17 protein-coding genes are annotated in these 21,107 nt (G+C 53.2%); 5 read left to right on the top strand and 12 right to left on the bottom strand.

The window, feature by feature from the left end; genetic code table 11:
- Window positions 1-3 precede the first annotated feature (3 nt).
- Window positions 4-1,107 carry an ABC transporter ATP-binding protein gene (locus V8L71_RS07220; RefSeq protein ID WP_336273653.1) on the bottom strand — a complete coding sequence of 368 codons (1,104 nt, stop codon included), beginning with the start codon at window positions 1,105-1,107 and terminating at the stop codon, window positions 4-6.
- Between the two features lie 229 nt (window positions 1,108-1,336).
- Between V8L71_RS07220 and V8L71_RS07215 the strand changes: the two genes are divergently transcribed.
- Window positions 1,337-2,362, top strand: a complete 1,026-nt coding sequence (locus V8L71_RS07215) for a Fe(3+) ABC transporter substrate-binding protein (RefSeq protein WP_101147601.1) — start codon at window positions 1,337-1,339, stop codon at window positions 2,360-2,362.
- A 79-nt stretch (window positions 2,363-2,441) separates the two neighbouring features.
- Here V8L71_RS07215 and polA read toward each other — a convergent pair whose 3' ends face one another.
- Window positions 2,442-5,231 carry a DNA polymerase I gene (polA, locus tag V8L71_RS07210; protein WP_336273652.1) on the bottom strand — a complete coding sequence of 930 codons (2,790 nt, stop codon included), beginning with the start codon at window positions 5,229-5,231 and terminating at the stop codon, window positions 2,442-2,444.
- 196 nt (window positions 5,232-5,427) lie between these two features.
- On the opposite strand from polA, the gene V8L71_RS07205 reads away from it, so the two are divergent.
- Both V8L71_RS07205 and speA read left to right on the top strand, forming a co-directional pair.
- Window positions 5,428-6,387 (top strand): homoserine kinase, encoded by a 960-nt coding sequence (locus V8L71_RS07205; RefSeq protein WP_336273651.1) that lies wholly within the window; start codon window positions 5,428-5,430, stop codon window positions 6,385-6,387.
- Entirely contained in the window at window positions 6,384-8,324 is a 1,941-nt protein-coding gene (gene speA / locus V8L71_RS07200) for a biosynthetic arginine decarboxylase (protein ID WP_176302286.1), read from the top strand. Before V8L71_RS07205 ends, speA begins: the two co-directional genes overlap by 4 nt.
- 177 nt (window positions 8,325-8,501) lie before the next feature.
- Here speA and V8L71_RS07195 read toward each other — a convergent pair whose 3' ends face one another.
- From V8L71_RS07195 to V8L71_RS07180, 4 genes are all read right to left on the bottom strand, one after another.
- Window positions 8,502-9,167, bottom strand: coding sequence for a fumarylacetoacetate hydrolase family protein (locus tag V8L71_RS07195; RefSeq protein WP_101147605.1), 666 nt, complete (start codon window positions 9,165-9,167; stop codon window positions 8,502-8,504).
- A 118-nt stretch (window positions 9,168-9,285) separates the two neighbouring features.
- Window positions 9,286-10,299, bottom strand: a complete 1,014-nt coding sequence (gene thpD, locus V8L71_RS07190; RefSeq protein ID WP_336273650.1) for an ectoine hydroxylase — start codon at window positions 10,297-10,299, stop codon at window positions 9,286-9,288.
- A gap of 172 nt (window positions 10,300-10,471) precedes the next feature.
- Window positions 10,472-11,113, bottom strand: coding sequence for a hypothetical protein (locus tag V8L71_RS07185; protein ID WP_336273649.1), 642 nt, complete (start codon window positions 11,111-11,113; stop codon window positions 10,472-10,474).
- A gap of 29 nt (window positions 11,114-11,142) precedes the next feature.
- Window positions 11,143-11,949: a Crp/Fnr family transcriptional regulator gene (locus V8L71_RS07180; protein ID WP_176305057.1), complete on the bottom strand. Its 807-nt coding sequence runs from the start codon at window positions 11,947-11,949 to the stop codon at window positions 11,143-11,145.
- Window positions 11,950-12,355: 406 nt separating this feature from the next.
- Between V8L71_RS07180 and V8L71_RS07175 the strand changes: the two genes are divergently transcribed.
- Entirely contained in the window at window positions 12,356-13,648 is a 1,293-nt protein-coding gene (locus V8L71_RS07175) for an ATP-grasp domain-containing protein (protein WP_336273648.1), read from the top strand.
- Between the two features lie 17 nt (window positions 13,649-13,665).
- Window positions 13,666-15,708 (top strand): CocE/NonD family hydrolase, encoded by a 2,043-nt coding sequence (locus V8L71_RS07170; protein ID WP_336273647.1) that lies wholly within the window; start codon window positions 13,666-13,668, stop codon window positions 15,706-15,708.
- A 131-nt stretch (window positions 15,709-15,839) separates the two neighbouring features.
- On the opposite strand, the gene V8L71_RS07165 is transcribed toward V8L71_RS07170, so the two are convergent.
- The 6 genes from V8L71_RS07165 to coxB are packed head-to-tail and all read right to left on the bottom strand — an operon-like array spanning window position 15,840 to window position 20,987.
- On the bottom strand, window positions 15,840-16,748 hold the full coding sequence (locus V8L71_RS07165) for a c-type cytochrome (RefSeq protein WP_336273646.1): 909 nt from the start codon (window positions 16,746-16,748) through the stop codon (window positions 15,840-15,842).
- On the bottom strand, window positions 16,745-17,104 hold the full coding sequence (locus V8L71_RS07160; protein WP_336273645.1) for a c-type cytochrome: 360 nt from the start codon (window positions 17,102-17,104) through the stop codon (window positions 16,745-16,747). The genes V8L71_RS07165 and V8L71_RS07160 overlap by 4 nt, the downstream gene beginning before the upstream one ends.
- Window positions 17,101-17,469: a hypothetical protein gene (locus V8L71_RS07155; protein ID WP_336273644.1), complete on the bottom strand. Its 369-nt coding sequence runs from the start codon at window positions 17,467-17,469 to the stop codon at window positions 17,101-17,103. The genes V8L71_RS07160 and V8L71_RS07155 overlap by 4 nt, the downstream gene beginning before the upstream one ends.
- Window positions 17,459-18,067, bottom strand: a complete 609-nt coding sequence (locus tag V8L71_RS07150; RefSeq protein ID WP_336273643.1) for a cytochrome c oxidase subunit 3 — start codon at window positions 18,065-18,067, stop codon at window positions 17,459-17,461. Before V8L71_RS07150 ends, V8L71_RS07155 begins: the two co-directional genes overlap by 11 nt.
- Window positions 18,064-19,974, bottom strand: coding sequence for a cytochrome c oxidase subunit I (gene ctaD / locus V8L71_RS07145; RefSeq protein ID WP_336273642.1), 1,911 nt, complete (start codon window positions 19,972-19,974; stop codon window positions 18,064-18,066). The genes V8L71_RS07150 and ctaD overlap by 4 nt, the downstream gene beginning before the upstream one ends.
- Window positions 19,971-20,987, bottom strand: a complete 1,017-nt coding sequence (gene coxB / locus V8L71_RS07140) for a cytochrome c oxidase subunit II (protein WP_336273641.1) — start codon at window positions 20,985-20,987, stop codon at window positions 19,971-19,973. The genes ctaD and coxB overlap by 4 nt, the downstream gene beginning before the upstream one ends.
- Window positions 20,988-21,107 lie beyond the last annotated feature (120 nt).

Here is a 21,107-nt window from a genome sequence, read left to right as displayed (position 1 = left end):
ACCCTAGGTAGAGAGCGGAAAAACAAACACCTGGGAAAGATCGAGGTGAATATCCACCGGCTGCCCCTCCGCGGGTAGAAATACCCCAGGTACACGGGCGTGCAGGTGGGCTTCAAGGCCATTCTCGCCATGGGCACACAGGTGCAATAGGCTAGTGCGCCCCAGCAGCTTCGCCATGACCACATGGCTATGGCGATGAGCATCCGCCGGCAGGTCGCGCTCTACAATACGCAGTGCCTCGGGGCGAATCATTACCTGAGCATCACTGCCTTCAGCTAGCCCCACCGCAGGCACCCGCCCTACCGGTGTGCTCACCATGCCGTTGTGTACCTTGCCCTGCAGCTCATTCACATCGCCGAAAAAGGTCACCACAAAGGGGTCTTGCGGCGCGCAGTAAAGCTCTCGCGGTGTTCCTGTCTGCACGATTCGCCCATCGCGCATCAGCGCGATGCGGTCTGCCATGAACATGGCCTCTTCAGGGTCATGGGTCACCAGCAGCGTCGCCGCCCCGACCTTTTTCAATACGTGCAGCGTATCGTCGCGGATACGGTCGCGCAGGCGCGCGTCCAGGCTTGAGAAGGGTTCATCCAACAGCATCAGACGCGGTGACGGCGCCAGCGCACGCGCCAGGGCTACCCGCTGCTGCTGCCCGCCCGAGAGCATGTGGGGGTAGACATCGACATACCCAGCCATGCCCAGCTGTTCAAGCAGTTGCTTGGCCCGCTCGCGGCGCTGAGCGGAGGCCAAGTGCTTAAGCCCAAAGGTAACGTTTTCCAGCACGGTGAGATGGGGGAACAGCGCCGAGTCTTGAAACGCTAGCCCTACATTGCGCTTTTCCGGCGGCATGTGGCGCTGGCCCGGCGCAGCAATCGTCATATCTTCCAGCGCTACGCTGCCCTCTTGCAGTACTTCCAGCCCCGCTGCAATGCGCAGCAGCGTGGTCTTGCCGCACCCGGAGGGGCCCAGCAGGCAAACCACTTCACCCGGTGCAACGCTTAAATCCACCCCTTTGACAACCGCATGGCCGTCATAGGCATGGCACACATTGTGAAGGGACAACGCCGTTGTACTGGGCGCCATCGGGGCGACCTTGAGGGTTGCTGTCATATATCACCACAGTTAATTAACACGATTCAGGTACGCAAACCGCGCTTGTCAAAACCTAAACGCGGATTTAATACGTTTGAAAGTTGTTTGCATTCTATTTTTTATTCACTGGTTATGCACGTAACACCTTTTACGTAGATGCTAAGCCTTGACGTCAGGCAGTCAAAACGCTTCAATAACGATGTTAATAATGCAACTTATTATCATTCAATAAATAAGGATGTGCTTGATGAAAACTGTACGCTTTGTTGCTCCAATGGCAGCGATGATGGTGGGCGCTACGTTTGCTGGTCAGGTCGCTGCAGATGAACTCAACCTCTACTCCGCGCGCCACTATGACTCTGACGAACGTCTCTACGATGCGTTCACCGAAGAGACCGGCATCGAAGTCAACATCCTGGAAGGCGACTCCGACCAGTTGATCGAGCGCATTCAGCGCGAAGGCGTGGCAAGCCCCGCAGATGTGATGCTTACCGTCGATGCAGGCCGTCTGTGGCGCGCGGAAGACGAAGGCATCTTCCAGAGCGTCGAGTCCGATGTGCTTAATGAGCGCCTGCCCGAAGCCATGCGCCACCCTGACGGCCTGTGGTTTGGCTTTAGCCAGCGCGCCCGGGCGATTTATTACAACCGCGAAAACTTCGACCCTAGCCAGATTACCAGCTACGAAGATCTTGCCGACCCGCAGTTTGAAGGCAAGGTGTGCATCCGCTCGTCCAATAACATTTACAACCAGTCACTGCTGGCGGCCATGATTGAGCACCACGGCGCAGAGGGTGCTGAAGAGTGGGCCCAGGGCGTGGTGAATAATATGGCGCGCGACCCGGAAGGTGGTGATACCGACCAAATTCTGGGTGTGGCCAGCGGCGAGTGCGATATCGCGGTCGCGAACCACTACTACTATGTGCGCCTGCTGAAATCTGACGACGATGCCGAGCGCGAAGCCGCCCGCAAAGTGGGGATCATCTTTCCCAACCAGGATGACCGCGGCACCCACGTGAACGTAGGCGGCGCCGGGGTTGTGGAAGGCGCGCCTAACCGCGAAAACGCCGTCCGCTTCCTTGAGTACCTGGCCTCAGACACCGCTCAAGAGATCTTTGCTTCCGGCAACAATGAGTTCCCGGTGGTTGAAGGCGTGAAGAAAGACCCGGTGCTGGAATCCTGGGGCAACTTCAAAACGGACGACGTTAACATCAGCGTACTGGGTACCAATAACCCTGAAGCTATCCGCATCTTTGATCGCGTCGGCTGGCGTTAAGCCTAACCAGCCCGATTAGCCCAACCCCGTAGCCACTGGCTGCGGGGTTTTTGTTTATGGCAATAGTTACACTGGGGCGTTAGTGGGCTTCATCCCAGTTGGCACCGCTCTCCGCTTCGACAATCAGCGGCACTTTTAGCGCAGCTGCGCCCTGCATGCGTGTTTGCACCTGCTTGATAAACGCCTCGACCTGCTTCTCCGCCACTTCAAACACCAGTTCATCGTGCACCTGCATCACCATCAGTGCGTCGAACTCGCCCTCTTCCAGCCACGCATCCACGTTGATCATCGCCTGCTTAATGATATCGGCAGCCGTGCCCTGCATCGGCGCGTTGATCGCGGTGCGCTCGGCGCCTTGGCGACGGTTGCGGTTCTGTGACTGAATCTCTGGCAGGTAAAGCCGCCGACCTAGCACGGTTTCAACAAAGCCATCTTCCGCTGCCTGGGAGCGGATGCGCTCCATGTAGCGCGCCACGCCAGGGTAGCGGTCGAAATAGCGATCGATGTAGGTCTGGGCCTGATTACGTTCGATACGCAGTTGGCGCGCCAGCCCCCAGGCGCTCATGCCGTAAATCAAGCCAAAGTTGATCGCCTTGGCGCTGCGTCGCTGGTCGCCGGAGACTTTTTCAAGGGAGGTACCGAAGACTTCCGCCGCGGTTGCGGTATGGATATCGCGTCCTTCGGCAAACGCCTCCAGCAGGCCTTTATCTTCGGAAAGATGGGCCATGATGCGCAGCTCGATCTGCGAGTAATCGGCGGCGACAATCCGATAGCCAGGGCGGGCAATAAATGCCTGACGAATTTTGCGCCCCTCTTCGGTACGAATAGGGATGTTTTGCAGGTTCGGGTCTGATGACGACAGCCGCCCGGTGGCGGTAACCGCCTGGTGGTAGCTGGTGTGCACCCGGCCTGTGGCTTTATTGAGCAGCCGCGGCAGTTTATCGGTGTAGGTGGATTTAAGCTTGGCAAGGCCACGGTGCTGCATGATGACCTTGGGCAGCGGGTAATCCAGCGCCAGCTCTTCCAGCACCCCTTCAGCGGTGGAGGGCGCGCCTTTAGGCGTTTTCTTGAGTACCGGAATCTTCTGCTCTTCAAACAGAATCTCCCCCAACTGCTTGGGCGAGCCCAGGTTGAATTCACGCCCGGCGAGTTCAAAGGCCTCGCGCTCCAGTTCGCGAATACGCTGATCCAGCTGCTGGCTCTGTTCGTGAAGTCGCTCGGCGTCCACGGCCACACCGTTACGCTCAATGCGCGAGAGCACCTTGATCAACGGCAGCTCGATATGATCCAGCACTTCCGCCAAGCGCCCTTCGTTTTCGACCTGGGGGCGCAGCGTTTGTTGCAGTCGTAGGGTGATATCGACATCTTCGCAGGCGTAAGGCACGGCTTGTTCCAGGGCAATCTGATTAAACGTCAGCTGCTTGGCGCCCTTGCCGGCGATGTCTTCAAAGGAGATGGTCTTTTCGCCCAGATACTTCAGCGCTAGCGAATCCATATCGTGGCGCGTGGCGGTGGAGTTGAGCACATAGGAGGCCAGCATGGTGTCGGCAAACGGGCCGACGACAGCAATGTCATAGTTCGCCAGCACCGAAATATCGTATTTGAGGTTTTGACCGATCTTGGTTTTGGTTGGGTCTTCCAACAGTGGTTTTAGCGCGGCCAGCACCGCTTTGCGGTCAAGCTGCTGGGGGGCATCCAGGTAATCGTGGGCAACCGGAATATAGGCAGCCTCCCCCGCTTCCAGCGACACGCCGATGCCGACAATTTCCGCATCCATGTAGTTGAGGCTGGTGGTTTCAAGATCGAAGCAGAAGCGCTCGGCACCATGTAGCCGTTCCAGCCAGCGCTCAAATTCCGCTTGTTCGAGAATGACGTGATCTACACGAGCAGCCCCTTTAGCAACAGCGCTCGAACCCTCGGCATCGCTCTCTGTCGCTTCAGCGCTGGCGGGCGCAGGCTCGCCGCCTTTAACGTCATCGACGCCTTCGTCTTTGCCTTCCAGCAGTTCACCCAACCACTGACGGAATTCCATCTCTTTATACAGCGTTACTAGCGCTTCGCGGTCGGGATGAGCAATATCCAGGTCATCCAGGCCCACCGGCAGATCGCAGTCGACCTTAATGGTCGCCAGCTGATAGGAGAGAAACGCCTGATCGCGATGCTCTTCAAGCTTCTTGGGCAGGGTTTTCGCCCCGCGGAAGGTGAGCGTTTTTACCCGCTCTAAATCGCTATAAATAGTATCCAGCCCGCCGCCCATCCCTTGCAGCAGACCAATAGCGGTCTTTTCACCCACGCCGGGTACGCCGGGAATGTTATCGACCTTGTCGCCCATCAAGGCGAGAAAATCGATAATCAGCGCAGGCGGCAGGCCGAACTTTTCCTCCACGCCCGCTTCGTCCAGGGTTTCATCCTTCATGGTGTTGACCAGCGTGATGTGGGCATTGACCAGTTGCGCCATGTCCTTGTCGCCGGTAGAGATCACCGCATCGCGCCCTGCCTGGGTCGCGTGGTGCGCCAGGGTGCCAATCACATCGTCTGCCTCGACGCCTTCAACGCATAGCAGCGGTAGGCCCAGCGCCTTTACACAGGCGTGCAGCGGCGCGATCTGGCTGCGCAGGTCATCCGGCATGGGCGGGCGATGCGCTTTGTAGTCGCTGTACATGTCATCGCGGAAGGTTTTGCCTGGGGCATCGAATACCACCGCCATCGGGCTTTGCGGATAATCCTTGATCAGCCGTTTGAGCATGTTCAACACGCCCTTCACCGCGCCGGTAGGCTGACCATTAGAGGTCGTAAGCGGCGGCAGCGCGTGAAACGCACGATAAAGGTAAGAGGAGCCATCGACGAGAACGATCGGAGCGCGAGCCATAACCAAGTTCCATTGTTGAAAAAGTGCTGAAGAGAGTGTCGAAAAGAGTACTGAAAATAGTTGCTCACATAATACGCGTTGCGCGGGCTGCCTGCAGGGCCAAACTGGTGCTGCCACATTTACAGTGACAACAACGCTGCCAACTGAGCTACCAAGCCGCTACAATAATGGGCTTAGCAACCTGGGCGAGACATTCATGGCTGTATTCACCCCGCTTAGCGACGCACAGGTCGCCGCGTTCTTAGAAAAATTTGATGTTGGCAGCTTCGTTTCCCTACAGGGAGTGGCGGGCGGCACAGAAAATTCGACATTTTTTGTGACCACTGACCGTCGCGAGCTGGTTTTGACCCTGTTCGAACAGGGCGAGCACGCAGAGCTGCCGTTCTTTGTGGAACTGCTGGACTATTTAGACGAGCACCGCCTGCCGGTGCCCGGCACGGTACATGACCGCGAAGGTATCGCGCTGCACAGCCTGGAAGGTAAACCGGCGCTGTTGTTTCCGCGCCTGCCCGGTCGTCATCCGGAAGCGCCCAACCTGGCGCAGTGCCACGCCCTGGGCGATACCCTGGGCCGCCTGCATGTGGTCTCAAAACGCTTTCCCGGCCACCGCCCGAACCCGCGGGATCTCAACTGGCTGCATGTAATGCACCACAAGGTGCTGAGCTATTTAAGCCCGGCAGACCAAACCTTGATGAAGGATCAAGTCGACGATTTTGAGGGCGCCTTTATTCAGCACGATGAACTGCCGCAAGGCGCTCTGCACGGAGACCTTTTCCGCGACAATACCCTCTTTGAGGGTGATCAGTTGGGCGGTATTATCGACTTTTATAACGGTTGCACAGGCGACCTGCTGTTCGACTTGGCGATTGTGATCAACGACTGGGCTTCCAACGACGACGGCACGCTTAACGCAGAGCGCTACGGCACGCTATTGAGCGCCTATCTGGCACGCCGACCATTAACGACGGATGAGCGCGAGCTATGGCCCACCATGCTGCGCATGACAGCGCTGCGTTATTGGTTATCGCGCCTGCTGGTGGTTTACGTTGACCCGCCAGCGCATGATTTAACGCCCCACGACCCGGAGCGTTTCCGTACTATTTTAACGGCGCGCATCGCCCACGGTGCGCTGCCGCTGCCTGAGGTAACTGCATGAGTGTGACGGCCACAACTAGCCCTGCGCTGCGCGCTCGGCGCACCTGGAATATCGATCAATGGGGCAGCGGCTACTTTGATGTCGATGACCACGGCCAAGCCCTGGTCCGTCCGCTGGGTAGCGATGCAGAAGGCCCGGCGCTGCCGCTGAGTGGGCTGGTGCGTCAACTACAAAGCGCCGGTCTACGCCTCCCGGTGCTGGTTCGCTTTAGCGATATTCTCCATGACCGGGTCGAACAGCTGTGCGGCGCCTTTGATGCCGCCATGAGTGATTGCGACTATCAAGGTGGTTACACCGCCGTTTACCCCATCAAAGTGAACCAGCAGCGCCGCGTAGTGGAAGAGATTCTGGCCACCGCCGAGCGCGGGAGTGGCCGCGTGGGGCTGGAAGCGGGCAGCAAACCGGAACTACTGGCGGTGCTGGCGCTTTCCGATGGCGGCTCCTCGCTGATTGTTTGTAATGGCTACAAAGACCGCGAGTACGTGCGCCTGGCGCTGCTGGGGGAGAAGCTCGGCCATAAGGTCTATTTGGTGGTCGAGAAGCTCTCCGAGCTGCAGATGATCCTGGAAGAGGCCCGCGAGCTCGACGTTACCCCGCGTATTGGCCTGCGCGCCCGCCTTGCCTCGGTGGGCAAAGGTAAATGGCAGAATACCGGCGGTGAAAAATCCAAATTCGGGCTGACCGCCAGCCAAATTCTCGAGGTGGTAGACACCCTTCGTCGTGAGGACGCCCTGGAAAGTTTGCAGTTGGTGCACTTCCACTTGGGCTCCCAGATCGCCAATATTCGCGATATTCAGCGTGGTCTGCGCGAGTGTGCCCGCTTCTATCAAAACCTGATGCAGCTGGGCGCGCCCATCGATACCGTGGACGTAGGCGGCGGCTTAGGAATTGACTACGAAGGCACCCGCTCGCGCAGCTTCTGCTCGGCCAACTACTCGATGCGCGAATACGCGCGCAATGTCGTTAATGCCTTTGCCCAGCTATGCCAAGAGGCCGACCTGCCCCAGCCGCATCTGATCAGCGAATCCGGCCGTGCGCTAACCGCCCACCACGCGGTGCTGATCACCAACGTGATTGGCGAAGAGCGTATTGATGACACGCCGCCTGATCGCTATTCCCTAGGAGAGGGCCAAGAAGAGAGCCAGGAAGATGCCCAAGTAGAGCTTCTCTGGCGGGTATTTGAGCAGTTGGCAACGCACCAAGAGCCACGCATGCTAGTGGAAGCCTGGCACGACCTGCTTCAGGCAGTAAGCGAACTGCAGGATCGTTTTGTGATGGGCCTGAGTGACATTACCGCCCGCGCGGAAGGCGAACGCGTCTACATGGCTGCCTGCGCGCGGCTGCGCACTCAGCTTGACACTCGCAACCGTGCCCATCGCGAAATTATGGATGAGCTCGCGGAGAAGCTGGCCGACAAGCTGTTCGTCAACTTCTCGCTGTTCCAATCGGTGCCTGACGTTTGGGGCATTGAGCAGATTTTCCCGGTGCTGCCCCTCAGCGGACTGGATCAAGCACCAACGCGCCGTGCAGTGATTCAAGATATTACCTGCGACTCCGATGGCCGCATCGACAGCTATGTCGATGGCCAGGGCGTAGAGAGTACCCTGCCACTGCCCGAGTGGGCATCTGATGACGAGCGCTGGTTAGGGTTCTTTCTGGTAGGCGCCTATCAGGAAATTCTTGGCGATCTGCACAACCTGTTTGGCGATACCGACTCTGTCGATGCCGCGCTTAATGCCGATGGCGAGTGGACGCTCTCCAACCCGCTGGCGGGGGATTCAGTGGCCCAAGTGCTCGCCTACGTCAACTTCAATGCCAACGTCCTTAAGCAAAAGCTCACCGACCAGCTAGCCGCCAGCGGCTTTACGGCGGATGAACAAGCCCGCTTTGCGGCAAGCTTGAGCGAAGGGCTAGAAGGCTACACGTATCTTGAGTAACGCGGTTTGAGCCACTTGGCCCTATAGCGAACATTGGCTGCGAACGTTTTTGTCGGCTAAAACAAGAAACGCCACCCTGAATTTGCGGGGTGGCGCTTCTTTTGGTCGTCACAATTTACAATAACCTTGGTAATGGCGTACTCAACATATACCTCAATGGTCTCGCCACTTGTTTAACTACTCGACTACGCTGGTTTCAATTTCCAAACCACCGGTCAAGGTTAAGCGCAGTGACGAGCCGCGAACGAGTTTACCAACGCCTGATGGCGTACCGGTCAAAATCACATCACCCGGCTCTAAGGTAAAGTGGCGGCTCATTTCGGCCACCAGGGACGGGATAGCAAAAATCATATCAGCCCCCTCGCCGTGCTGGCGCTCTTCACCGTCAATTTCAAGCGTGAAAGCCAGCGCATTCCAGTTGGGCACCCGGCTTAATGGCAAAAACGACGAAAGCGGGCAGGCGCCATCAAAGGCTTTGGCGATTTCCCAAGGATGGCCTTTCTCTTTAAGCGTCGTCTGCACATCACGTAGGGTTAAATCCATCGCCAAGCCGATACCGACAATCGCCCGCTCGGCTTCATCCATCGTGGCATGGGTTAAGGTTTCGCCCACTAACAGAGCAAGCTCTGCTTCATAATGAACATCCCCCCGTGAAAACGGCGGATCTAAGGGCTTGCTTAGATCCACGACGCTGGTAGCCGGTTTAATAAATAGCAACGGCTCTGTAGGAACTGGATTATCCAACTCTTTCGCATGGTCGGCATAATTGCGGCCGATGCAGACAACTTTGCCCAACGCGTGGGGAAACTCCTGGCCATCGGTGAACTGTAGAACAAAACGCATGGCGGGTATTCTCCTTCTCATTATGCGTGCCGCATTCGCAACGACAGGCGCAACAGTTTACCCCACCTAGACGAAGGTTCCACAACCTTCAGCCATCAATTTGTTCCCCCACCACTCGTTAGCGATACTGCTGCGCCTGCTGGTCAAGGCTGTGAGCCAAGAAGTCAGGGCGCTGCTTAGCTGCTGCATAGGGCGCCTCACAACGGTTATCGCGACGATTAAAAACAAAGAACACGTTGCTACGTGGGTCAGGCGAAAGGTTGGCATTCGACGCATGTAGCGTATTGCAATCGAACAGCAGCAAGCCGCCCGCTTTACCCTTCGGCGCTTCAATACCGTGTTCAGCCACTAGCTCGGTTAGCGCTTCAGGGCTTGGCACGCCCACTTCCTGCGCTTTCAACGAGCTTTTGTGGTTATCCTCCGGCGTTTCCCCCAGGCACGGCACAAACTTGTTGTGTGAACCGGGAATCAGCATTAACGGCCCGTTGAACTCGTGGTTGTCGGTCAAGATCAGCGAAGCACTCACCGCGTGCATCGCTGGCATGCCATCTTCCGCGTGCCAGGTTTCAAAATCGGAGTGCCAGTTAAAGCCTTTACCGGCAAACCCCGGCTTATAATTGATCCGCGACTGATGCACGTAGGGGTCGTCGCCAATAATTTGACGCGCAGCGCCCGCTACCCGTTCGTCGCTGGCCAGCTCACCCAAGCGTTCAGAGAGGAAATGCACCGCAAAGAGTGAGCGGATTTCCTGGCTTTCTGGCTCTGTCACGCTGAATTCTTTATTGCGGTACTCATCGTTACTCATCAACGCCGTCATTTCTTGACGCAGCTCATCAAGCTCCGCGCCTTCAATGAGGTTGGGAATAAACAGAAACCCTTTGCGCTCGAACTCATCAAGCTGCGCCTGGCTTAAAGGGCCGGAAAGCTGACGACCTTTCACGACCGCTTCTTGACGCGGCAGCCAGGTTCTCTCAGGTGTATTGGTTAAACGCGACGGGTAGGCATCCTGTACCTGTTCGCTTTGAACCTGTTTACTTTGAACCTGTGTACGCTGAACACTAGGGGTATCGGCCATTTCGCTATATTGCTTATGGGCGTTTACCGCATTTAGCGGTGTGCTTTTGACTGTCATCTAATCCACTCCTTGTATGATTAGGTTTCAGATCGAATGATGTTACTGGGGATAGCGTAGACAAACAAAATCAGCATGCAAGGGTTAATAACGCTTTTCATAACGTGTGTTATGTGAAAAAAATTGAAGCTTCCTTTATATGCGCTTATCTGCGCTAGTTAAACCTTCTACGTTAGCTAAACCCTGGGTAATCTTCTCTCTCCTGCTTTAAGGTTCGCATTAGTTTTTTCCGCTCATGAACAGTAGACCAAGAGGTTGTATTCCAACTTAACGGGTTAAAAAAAACGCCTACTGACGATTTAAAAAACTTAAAATGCCTGGAAGCGCCTAACAACCTCTTATCGGCTCCATGAAAAAAGACAACGAAAACATTAACGACGTCACCCGGTTCAATTTGAATGACGTCTTGTTCAGTTTTTTCTTTCTCCTTTGAAAGACAAGGGTAAAATATACCGCCCACCTCTAGCTTGACACAGCTTCCAGGAAGAATAGTGCCTTGATATTCCCACTTATCGATACCGTCAACTTCTTTTTTAAAAAGCCCTTCTCCATGTAAATCATCAAGATTGTAAACTTTTTTATTCTCACCGCACTCAATACTAAAAAACACATTTCTTATATAAACGGGCTCAGCCGCCATATTCGTAAATGCAAGCTTCATACTGCTACAATCGTAGCCTTCCGTATGAATGATAAAACGAGCTCGCCGCTGGCGCTTAAACGTTAGAAAAAATAGCTGGGCAAAAACCACCCAGATTAAAAAAGTGCCTATCTCAACAAACGCCATCACCAATTCGTAATAATTCTCTATCATATTATTCCACTTATTTAAAACAAAAGAATTCAAAACAAGCGGAGATGCCCGTAAATAATGTTTTCATCGAAACCAGTATACTCTGCCAACAACTCTGGCTCCAATAGCTTAATACTATTCCTACTCTTCCTAATCAGCTTTTTTTGCTCTAAAGAAGTCATGCATCTGCTAACATGAACGCTGGTAATACCTAACAGTTCACCTACTACCTCTTGAGTAATAGGAAAAGAAAATACATTTGAATCAATCAGTTTTTTAAAATTATACCTTGCATATATTTCAAGTAAAAAATGCGCAACGCGCTCTTCAGCCTTATGGTGAGTACAACTTCTAAGCCTTTCAATAGTAATATTGTCATTCACCATAATATAAGAAACGACAGCTCTTTTTATATCTGCATTTTCTTTAAATGAATCATGCACTTCGTTAACAGAAACCTTATCTAACTGACAGTTCTGCAACCCCAATATTGTAATATCATGATTATCGAAAAAACTTTCTCGCAATCCAACAATATCGCCCGGCATGTAGACATTACATATATCTTGCCCATGACTTTTAAAAGTATGACACAAGCTTACCCAGCCTTGTTTTACAATAAATATTTCTGCCCTTCCCTGGCACAAAGAGTATAGCTTTTGATTCCTTTTTAACTCCATACTTTTAACATTAACACTCGACAAATGATCTATAGATTCAGATCCAATCTCTGCATAATGGCTGAGTATATTACCAAGATTAACTTCCTTGGCTTGCAAGCCTGTCACGCTGGGCAACTGAGCATAATGATCGCTCCCTTTAAAAACTTCACTGTGCACATCAAATGCGTTGCTCATTTTCTCTACACTCCCTTGTAGTTAGACAAAACCTGATTTATAAAAAAATCCTTACAATCTACGAACATATAAAGAGTTAATCGAGAGGTAGAATAATAGTTAACACCTCGCGTTTCCACAAGCTTAGCCAACATTTTTAAAGGCCATTTATTAACATACATTAATAGAAAGCACACAAAATATTAGCAGGCTAATAAAAATAGTAATATAGGGTTAGGGATTGTTAATACAAGTAAGAGTTGATGTTTATTAAATATAAAAACAACCGAGTCGTTTATAACATATGTTATTGATGCAAAAAGAAATGATCTTGAAGCTCTATGGTTCCTTATGCACTCTTTATACCGAATTAGTGCTTAGTTAGATCATTATTTTATTGCTACTTTTAACTTTCAAGGACGTCATCATGAAAAGGAATATTTTCATAGTAGCCTTAGAAGATAAGCAGAAAGCCATGCTTGAAACGTTGCGCCAGTCAAAAGAGCTGGAGATACACGGCCTGCTCACGGTCGATACAGCGGTTGAAGCAAAACAGTTCTCTTTTAATGAAGTACTGGAAGCCGCAAGAGAGCAACTTGCTAGTTTTCCAGGCACTGTAGACGCTATTATTGCACAATGGGACTTTCCTACCAGTGTTTTAGTACCCATTCTATGCAAAGAGTATGGAATTCCCTCACCTTCTGTGACCAGTGTTTTAAAGTGCGAGCATAAACTCTGGAGCCGAATAGAGCAGCAAAAAGTTATTCCAGAAGTCGTGCCTCGCTTTTGCGGCGTTGACCCCTTCGCAGAATCGCCATTTGATCAAGTCACCTTGAACTACCCCTTCTGGATTAAGCCTGTAAAAGCTTTCTCCTCTCACCTCGGCTTTAAAATTGAAAATTTCGAGCAGTTTGAAGCAGCGATAGAAGAGATAAGAGAAAATATTAACCAGCTAGGCGATCCATTTAATGAGGCGCTGGAATACGCTGATACCCCTGAAGAAATTAAGCAATTAGGTGGCAATGCTTGTATCGCAGAGGAAATCATCAGTGGTGTACAAGGTGCGCCTGAAGGCACCATGTTTCAAGGTGAATTCAATGTGCATGGCATTATTTCACAGCCAAAATCCAAACTGACAGAAACGCTGTTTGACCGCTTAGAGTATCCAAGCAATTTGCCTGAGCATGTGCATCATAAAATGATCGAGGCTTCCAGAAAATTCCTTGAACACATCGGTTACAACAATGGGTGTTTCAACGCTGAATTTATGTGGAATGAGGCAGAAGATAAGCTCTGGTTAGTAGAATTCAATACGCGCATTTCACAGTCGCATAGCGAGATATTCGTGATGGTCGATGGTATGTCGAACCACGAAGTCGCTGTTGATATTGCCTTGGGCAATCGCCCTTCTCTGCTTAATCGCCAGGGCGTAGCACCTGTCGCTGCCAAGTGCTTTATTCCCTATGAACACAAGGATGGCATTGTTAGAAAAATCCCCAGCGATGTGGAGATTAACGAGATCAAATCGCTCTACCCGCACACAGAAGTGAAAATTGATGTCGAGACAGGTCAACGCTTAAGCGACTTAATGCATCAAGACAACTTTTGTTATCGGTTAGGCACGCTTTATTTGGCCGCCGACAATCATGACCAAATTGAGGAGCAGTTTCAGTACTGCTTGAAAGCTCTCAAATTTGACATCGAGCACGTAGACGAATGAGCAAATAAGAGGCGATCATGCAAATAGTAGAATCATTCCCTTATTCAGTCCGTGAAATCGAGAATGTATTCATACCCCTGCGGGACGGAAAAAGATTAGCCGCCCGCATTTGGCTGCCCGAGCAAGCGGATACTTCACCGCTACCGGCCATCATGGAATATATTCCTTACCGAAAGCGGGATATCACACGCGCAAGAGACGCGACCAACCATGCTTATTTAGCAGGCAATGGCTATGTTTGTGTACGTGTTGATATGCGCGGCAGTGGCGATTCAGATGGCGTGCTGACGGATGAATATACTCAGCAGGAGCAACAAGACGCCGTTGATGCTATTGAATGGATCGCCAAGCAGGCGTGGTGCAATGGCAAAGTAGGCATGATGGGCATCTCGTGGGGCGGCTTTAATAGCTTGCAAGTGGCGGCCAAACAGCCCGCCGCGCTTAAAGCCATTATCAGCCTTTGCGCCAGCGACGACCTTTACGCGGACAATATGCACTATATGGGCGGCTGCTTGCTGGGCGATAACTTATCCGAAGCAACCGTCATGTTTGCTTTTAATGCGTTGCCACCTGACCCAGAGATTGTCGGCGCTGACTGGCGCGACATGTGGTTTGAGCGCATGGAGAAAAGTGGTTTATGGATTGATCAGTGGCTTAGGCATCAACGTCGCGACGCTTATTGGTCAACCAGCTCGGTGTGTGAATATTACTCCGCTATCCAGTGTCCGGTTTACGCAATCGGCGGATGGGCCGATGGCTTTACCAATACCGTCTTTAGGTTAATGGAACACCTTGAGGTGCCACGTAAGGGGCTTATTGGCCCTTGGGGCCATAAATATCCCCACCAAGGGCTGCCAGGGCCAGCAATAGGCTTTTTACAAGAAGCCCTGCGCTGGTGGGATTATTGGTTGAAAGATGAGCCAAACGGGATCATGGATGAACCGATGCTACGTGCTTGGCAACAAGATAGCGTGCCTCCCGACAACTCTTATGATGATAGGCCTGGCCGCTGGATAGGCGAGCGCCAATGGCCAAGCAATAACATTCAAGAGCGCAGTTACGCTTTATTGCCGTACCAGCTAATAGCTGACTCACAAAGCCAGCAGGCGCTTAGTGACGCTCATGAATACGCTTCAATGGAGTTACAGTCACCGCTTAGCGTTGGGCTGGAAGCGGGAAAATGGTGCTCTTATTCAGCCACCCCGGACCTTCCTGGCGATCAACGAGAAGAGGATGGCGGCTCGCTTATTTTTAGCAGCCCAAGCTTAACCGAACCTCTCTGCATCTTCGGCATGCCTGAATTAACGTTAGAGGTATCAAGTGACAAGCCCCAGGCAATGTTGGCAGTTCGCCTTTCAGACGTAGCCCCTGATGGGAAGGCAACACGGGTTTCCTATGGGTTACTGAACCTTACCCATCGGGATGGCGACTCACACCCAGAACCGCTTGAGCCGCATCGGCGCTACCGCGTTACCATTCCGCTAAACGGTATCGCTCAGCAATTTCCAGCGGGTCACCAAGTAAGGGTGTCTGTCTCCACCTCTTATTGGCCTCTCGCATGGCTGCCGCCTGAGCCTGCCAAGGTCACTGTTCATTTAGAAAACTGTCAGCTAACGCTTCCCGTTAGGGAGCCACAAACGAACGATGCCGACCTCTCCCCTTTTGATACACCACAATCGGCACCTCCACTTGATACCACGTTACTGGAACCTAGCGAACATAACTGGCTGTTGCATCGCGACCTGGCAAGCAAAGCGTCCACGCTTGAAGTGATTAACAACCAGGGCCGTTTTCGTATTAATGATATAGGTACCGAAATACATCGCAGCGCCAGCGAGTATTACCGCACCGTTGATGATGATTTCACTTCCGCCCGGGGTGAAACATTCACAGAATCCTGTTTTAAGAGGGGCGACTGGAATACCGAAGTGTACACAAGGACCACGCTAAGCTGCACGACGGAAAATTTCATTGTCCATGCCCAGTTAGATGCTTACGAAAATGAGCATCGCGTGTTTTCTAAAAACTGGGAAAGTGTGATTCCCCGAGACAATGTATGAATTTAAAAGCTGATATTTAAAAGCTTATTCTTAAGAGCTTATATTTAAAGCTAATAGCCAGGCTCACAAGCCGTTGCTTTCCCACCTCGCCGCCCGATTACATCCTTAAAGGGCGGCGTAATTTTTTAGGCCTATTCAGTGAGCGTTTCAAGATACGCCGCTATATCCCTGGCGTCCTGCTCCGTGACCTCCAGGTCTGGCATCGCAGTAAGAGGGTCCACTTGGGTGGGATGACGAAGCCAACGCACCATATTATCGTTGTTATTGGAAAGCACCCCTGCGATGTAGCGGCGCTCTCCCATTCCCGCCAAAGGTGGACCAACATCGGCTTGTGGCCCAACTAACCCTGGAATCCGATGGCAGGCAATACAGGCATAACCATACATCGCTAGACGCCCTCGTTCGGCATTGGGAAACTTGAGGGACGTATTGCTTGCTTCTATCTCGCTTACTTCTATCTCGCTTGCTTCTGCTTGACCGTCCGCCGCCCTAGCGGCAATTGCCTGATAGTCCGCTGGCGATAAGTTAGCCATCTGTCTCATAAAGGCAACAATGTCCCAGATTTCCTCATCGGTGAAAATAAACTGCCAGCTCGGCATGCCCGTCATTTTAATGCCGTGTTTGACCGCCCAGAATATTTCAGCGGGGGAGCGATTGCGTGCAGTATGGGCCAGGTTTGGCGGCACCGGTGTCATGCCCTTACCTACATCATGGCGCGCCACGCCAGGAGCGCCATGGCACTGAACGCACTTGTCGCGATAATACAATAGCCCCTGCTGCGCCATGGCCGGGTCTTCAAGCGGTGGTACATCGACCTCTTCGGCTCGCTGGCTAATGGAGCGATCCAACGCAGTGGTAAGAACGGAATAGACAGGTTCGGTATGCTGCTGTAACGCGGAGACGTTATATATCCCCCAGAGGACGAACATGACCGCGCCCGCCGCCATGGCGACCACCACGCCGACAAGACCTAGCGCTAGGCGAATCAGCAGCCGCTTGCGGATCCTTTCAATTAAACGTTTCCGGGTTCGAATAGTCATTTCAACGTATACAAGTAAGCGGTGATATCACGGGCATCGCCAACGCTGACAGCCATATTAGGCATCGCCGTGCGCGGGTCGATCGTTTCGGGAGCACGAATCCAGCGCTCCATTTCTTCGGGCGTGTTGGGCAGTACCCCCGCCAAGTAAGTACGCGTAGCAATACGCTCCAAGGGTGGTCCGGTACGGCCGTTTGCTCCCGGCACATTAGGGATGGTATGGCAGCTGCCACATCCATACGCGGTAATCGCTGCTTTCCCTTTTACTGGGTCGCCTGGCAAGTCTGGCGTTTCGTCGTTGCTACACCCAGCAATGGGGAATAGCAGTGCTAGGCAAACAAGCACCTTTGCGTTCATAAGCATGCCCCCAGAAAAAAATTGGGAATGCCTTCGACCACGATAAGCAGGGCCGACAATACGCTGAGGATTAAGCCGCCGGCTGACATGAAGCGGATGCGTGATGTCCGGCGATCACTTCCCCCCGGCCACTGTCGTCCCACTACCCCCCACTGCCGCCATGCAATCCAACCGCCGATAAGGCTTATCGCCAAGGCCACCAGAGTGCTCGCATGTAGTGTCCAGTGATGCCCGGTCGCACACACCCAAGGGACAAGCATATAACTGCCGAGCAGGTGCAACGCCCAGGCCATCGGGCCGACCACCCACCCAGCCCATAACAGCAGAGGCTGCAGCGTTCGCTTAGTAGACGTTTCAACTGCCATAGAACCGGGGCCCCCAATAAAGCAAAAGATAAAAAGGCACCCAGGCAAAACATACGAAATACCAATAATTAGTATCGACCACCACGCCAATCTGCCGCTCACGGGTGAAATAGCCGCGCCATGCCAAAATCGCAATAACGGTGCTGCCCAAGACCATTGAAGTGACATGCACGTAATGAAAACCGGAGATGGTCCACACGATGGAGCCGTAGGCGTGATCCTGCCAACTGAAGTCATAAGCCATCAGTTCCAATGAGCGCAGCACCAGTACGATAGAAGCCAACAGCACACTGGTAGTGACGCCTATCGCCAACCAACGCTTGTTACCGCGATTGATCCCCTGACCAGCGGCATACATGGTGATACAACTCAGTAATAGCAGCCCCAGATTAATGCTGGGCCATAACAGCGGCGGCGCCTCCCCCGATGGCGGCCAAGCTTCGGCATGCGCAGCCAGATACAGGTAGCTGACACAAAATGCCAGCACGACCGCCGACTCAATGGTGATCAGCCCGAGAATGCCCCACCACAATGGCGCCCGCTGGTCGGGGTGTAAGCGGGGCATATCGGTCACATCGACCCCTTTGATGACTTTCATATCGCCTCCTTCCAAGGGCGTCTGGGCCAAAACCAGCCGACCAGAGCACAGAAGACCAGAAAGAACCCCATTACAAAAAAGATAGGATGGAAGATAAGGCCGATAAACCCAGAAGAGGCAGCCACTGCGGCGATAAAAGGCCAAATAGTAGGGTGGGGCAATACCTGTACACCCACTGGATCAGCATCCAGAATACTGGTAATGACGATCTCACGGCGTTGGTGACTTAAACCGGTAACCACGCGGCGTTCACCGCGCCGCTGCCAGTCCCACAAGGGCCAACGGCTTTCCACCACGGGAATATGACGGTAATTGTAAGCAGGTGGCGGCGAATCGGTCGACCATTCAAGAGTGGGGGCGTTCCAGGGGTTCGCTCCCGCGTGCTGGCCGCGGTACAGGCTCCAAATCGCATTGCTCAGTGTGACGACAAACCCTGCCGCCAACACGAAGGAGCCAAGCGTCGACAGTAGATTTAAATCGCCCCATCCCATCTCCGCCGTGTAGGTGTAGACACGCCGTGGCATGCCTTCCAGCCCAAGTTGGTGCATGGGAAAGAAGGTGACATTGAAACCGATGAATGCCAGCCAAAAGCTCCATTTTCCGCCCTTCTCGCTCATCAAGCGGCCGGTGAACTTGGGCCACCAGTAATAGAGCGCGCCGATCAGTGGGAAAACGGCGCCGCCAATCAATACATAATGGAAATGCGCCACCAGGAAGAAGGTGTCGTGCACTTGGGTATCAAACGGAATCGAGGCAATCATCACTCCGGTGAGGCCACCGATAACAAAAATGGCGAAGAAGCCTAGTACCCATAGCATGGGAGTAGCAAAGCGTATTTTGGCTCCCCATAAAGAGGCTATCCAACAAAATATTTGCACGCCGCTGGGGATAGCAATGGTGACACTGGCGGCGGTGAAGAAACTCATGCCGAGCTGCGGCAGCCCGGTCGTAAACATGTGGTGTACCCAAAGGCCGAAGCTGACAAAACCGATCGACACCACCGACAGCACCAGTGCCGTATAGCCGAAAATAGGCCGCCCTGTAAACGTAATAATAATGGTTGAAATCATACCCAGCGCGGGCACCAGGATGATGTACACCTCTGGATGGCCGAAATACCAGAAAAGATGCTGCCAGAGCAGGGGTTGCCCGCCGCTTTCGACAAGAAAGAACTGAGTGCCGACTAGGCGATCAAGAATTAGCAGGGTACTACTGACGATAACGGCGGGCATGGCGAAGACAATCATGAACGACATCACCAATGCCGCCCAGACAAACGGCGGCATGCGGTTTAAGGCCATGCCAGGCGCCCGTAACCGAAGAATCGTTACAATCAACTCCACCGCTGCCGTCAGTGCTGACACCTCGATAAAAGTGATCATGGTGGTCCAGATATCGACCCCGTAGCCAGGGGAGTACTCTTTCCCCGCCAACGGTACATAGTTGAACCACCCGGCATCTGGCGCCATGCCCACCAGAAGCGAGCCGAATAGAACGATTCCGCCAATCAAGTAAATGTAGTAGCCGAAGGCGTTGAGCCTCGGGAAAGCCATATCCCGTGTGCCGACCATGAGTGGCACCACGTAGATGGCAAACCCTTCCATGACGGGAATAGCGAAGAAGAACATCATCACCGTGCCATGCATGGTGAAGAACTGGTTATAGAGCCCTGGGTCGAGAAACTGCTGCTCGGGTCCGGCCAGTTGCGTCCGAATCAACAAGCCCAGCACACCGGCCAGTAGAAAAAAGATAAAGCCGGTAATAATAAAGCGCCGACCAATCATTCGCTGGTTCACCTGGGTGAACCAGCCAGGAAAGCCACGCGGAGAGTGCCAGGTGCGCGCTAGCTGTTCAGTCTCTTCGGGCGTGTCATGTATTTCGTGTTGTAGGCTGGTTGGATGTGTCATTCCAAGCCCCCCAAATAGCGGAGCAGAGACTGAAGATCATCAGGAGACATTTCGGTCGGTGGCATCAAGCTCTCTGGCTTGATGTGCTGAGGATCGGTGATCCAGCCCCCCAAGTGGCCGATACGATTAGGGACGGTAGCGGCAGCGAGCGTACGGCGACCAGCCAAGTGGGTTAGATCCGGCCCCTCATCCCCCGCTGCTCGGGTGCCACGGACAGTATGGCAACTAGCGCACCCTGAATCGAAAAACACCTCGCGCCCGTGTACTGCCTGTGCCGTATCCGGCGCCACGGCGGGCTGGGCTTGCTGTTCCAACCAAGCGTCGAACGCCTCCTGGGGTTCAGCCACGAACAAAAACGCCATCAACGCATGTTGGGCACCGCAGTACTCTGCGCACTGCCCCCGATAAACGCCTGGCTCATCTGCTACCAACGAGGTGACATTGACTTGACCCGGCATCATGTCTGTTTTGCCCTGAATATTGGGCACCCAAAAACTATGGATAACGTTATCTGACTTCAGCAGCAGCTTAATCGGCTCGCCTACCGGCACGTGGAGCTCATTGGCAGTGGTGGCAATGCGGTTTCCACTCTGATCCAAATAATGTATCTCCCACCACCAGCGCTTTCCTATCACTTCAATGGTTAGAGCATTATCAGGGGGTGGGGCGTAGAGGGTACGGCCAATGGTAAAGCTGGATAGCGCAAAGGGAATGGTTACCGTGAGAGGGAGAATGATGCCTCCAGCAATCACCAGATTACGACTCTGTCGCCTACTGAGCGGGCGCGCCGAGCGGTGCCTAAACGCCCGGGATACAGCCATCAGTAATAGAACAAGAACCAGCACAGTGACCAGACTGGCAACGAGTAGCATTGGCCACCAGAGATCAGCGATTAGTTCGGCCGCAGCGCCAGCAGGATCAAGAGACGATTGAACGCCAGAACAGGCGGATAAAAGTGAGATTAAAGGCAAGCCAGCCACGACAGGCAGCCAGGAACTCTTCCGTGAGTGCATGACTTCTCAATTCCCGTTGATAAAACACGACATGATGATTGCCTCCTTTAGATACAAGGCTCGAGCAAAACGTCAAATGGCTTGTTTCAGTCTAGACAAAAAGAGGGGACTGACCACGAT

Source organism: Vreelandella indica, assembly GCF_037070225.1.
GTDB classification, from domain to species: Bacteria; Pseudomonadota; Gammaproteobacteria; order Pseudomonadales; family Halomonadaceae; genus Vreelandella; species Vreelandella arctica.
This window is presented reverse-complemented; position numbering and strand designations above follow the sequence as displayed.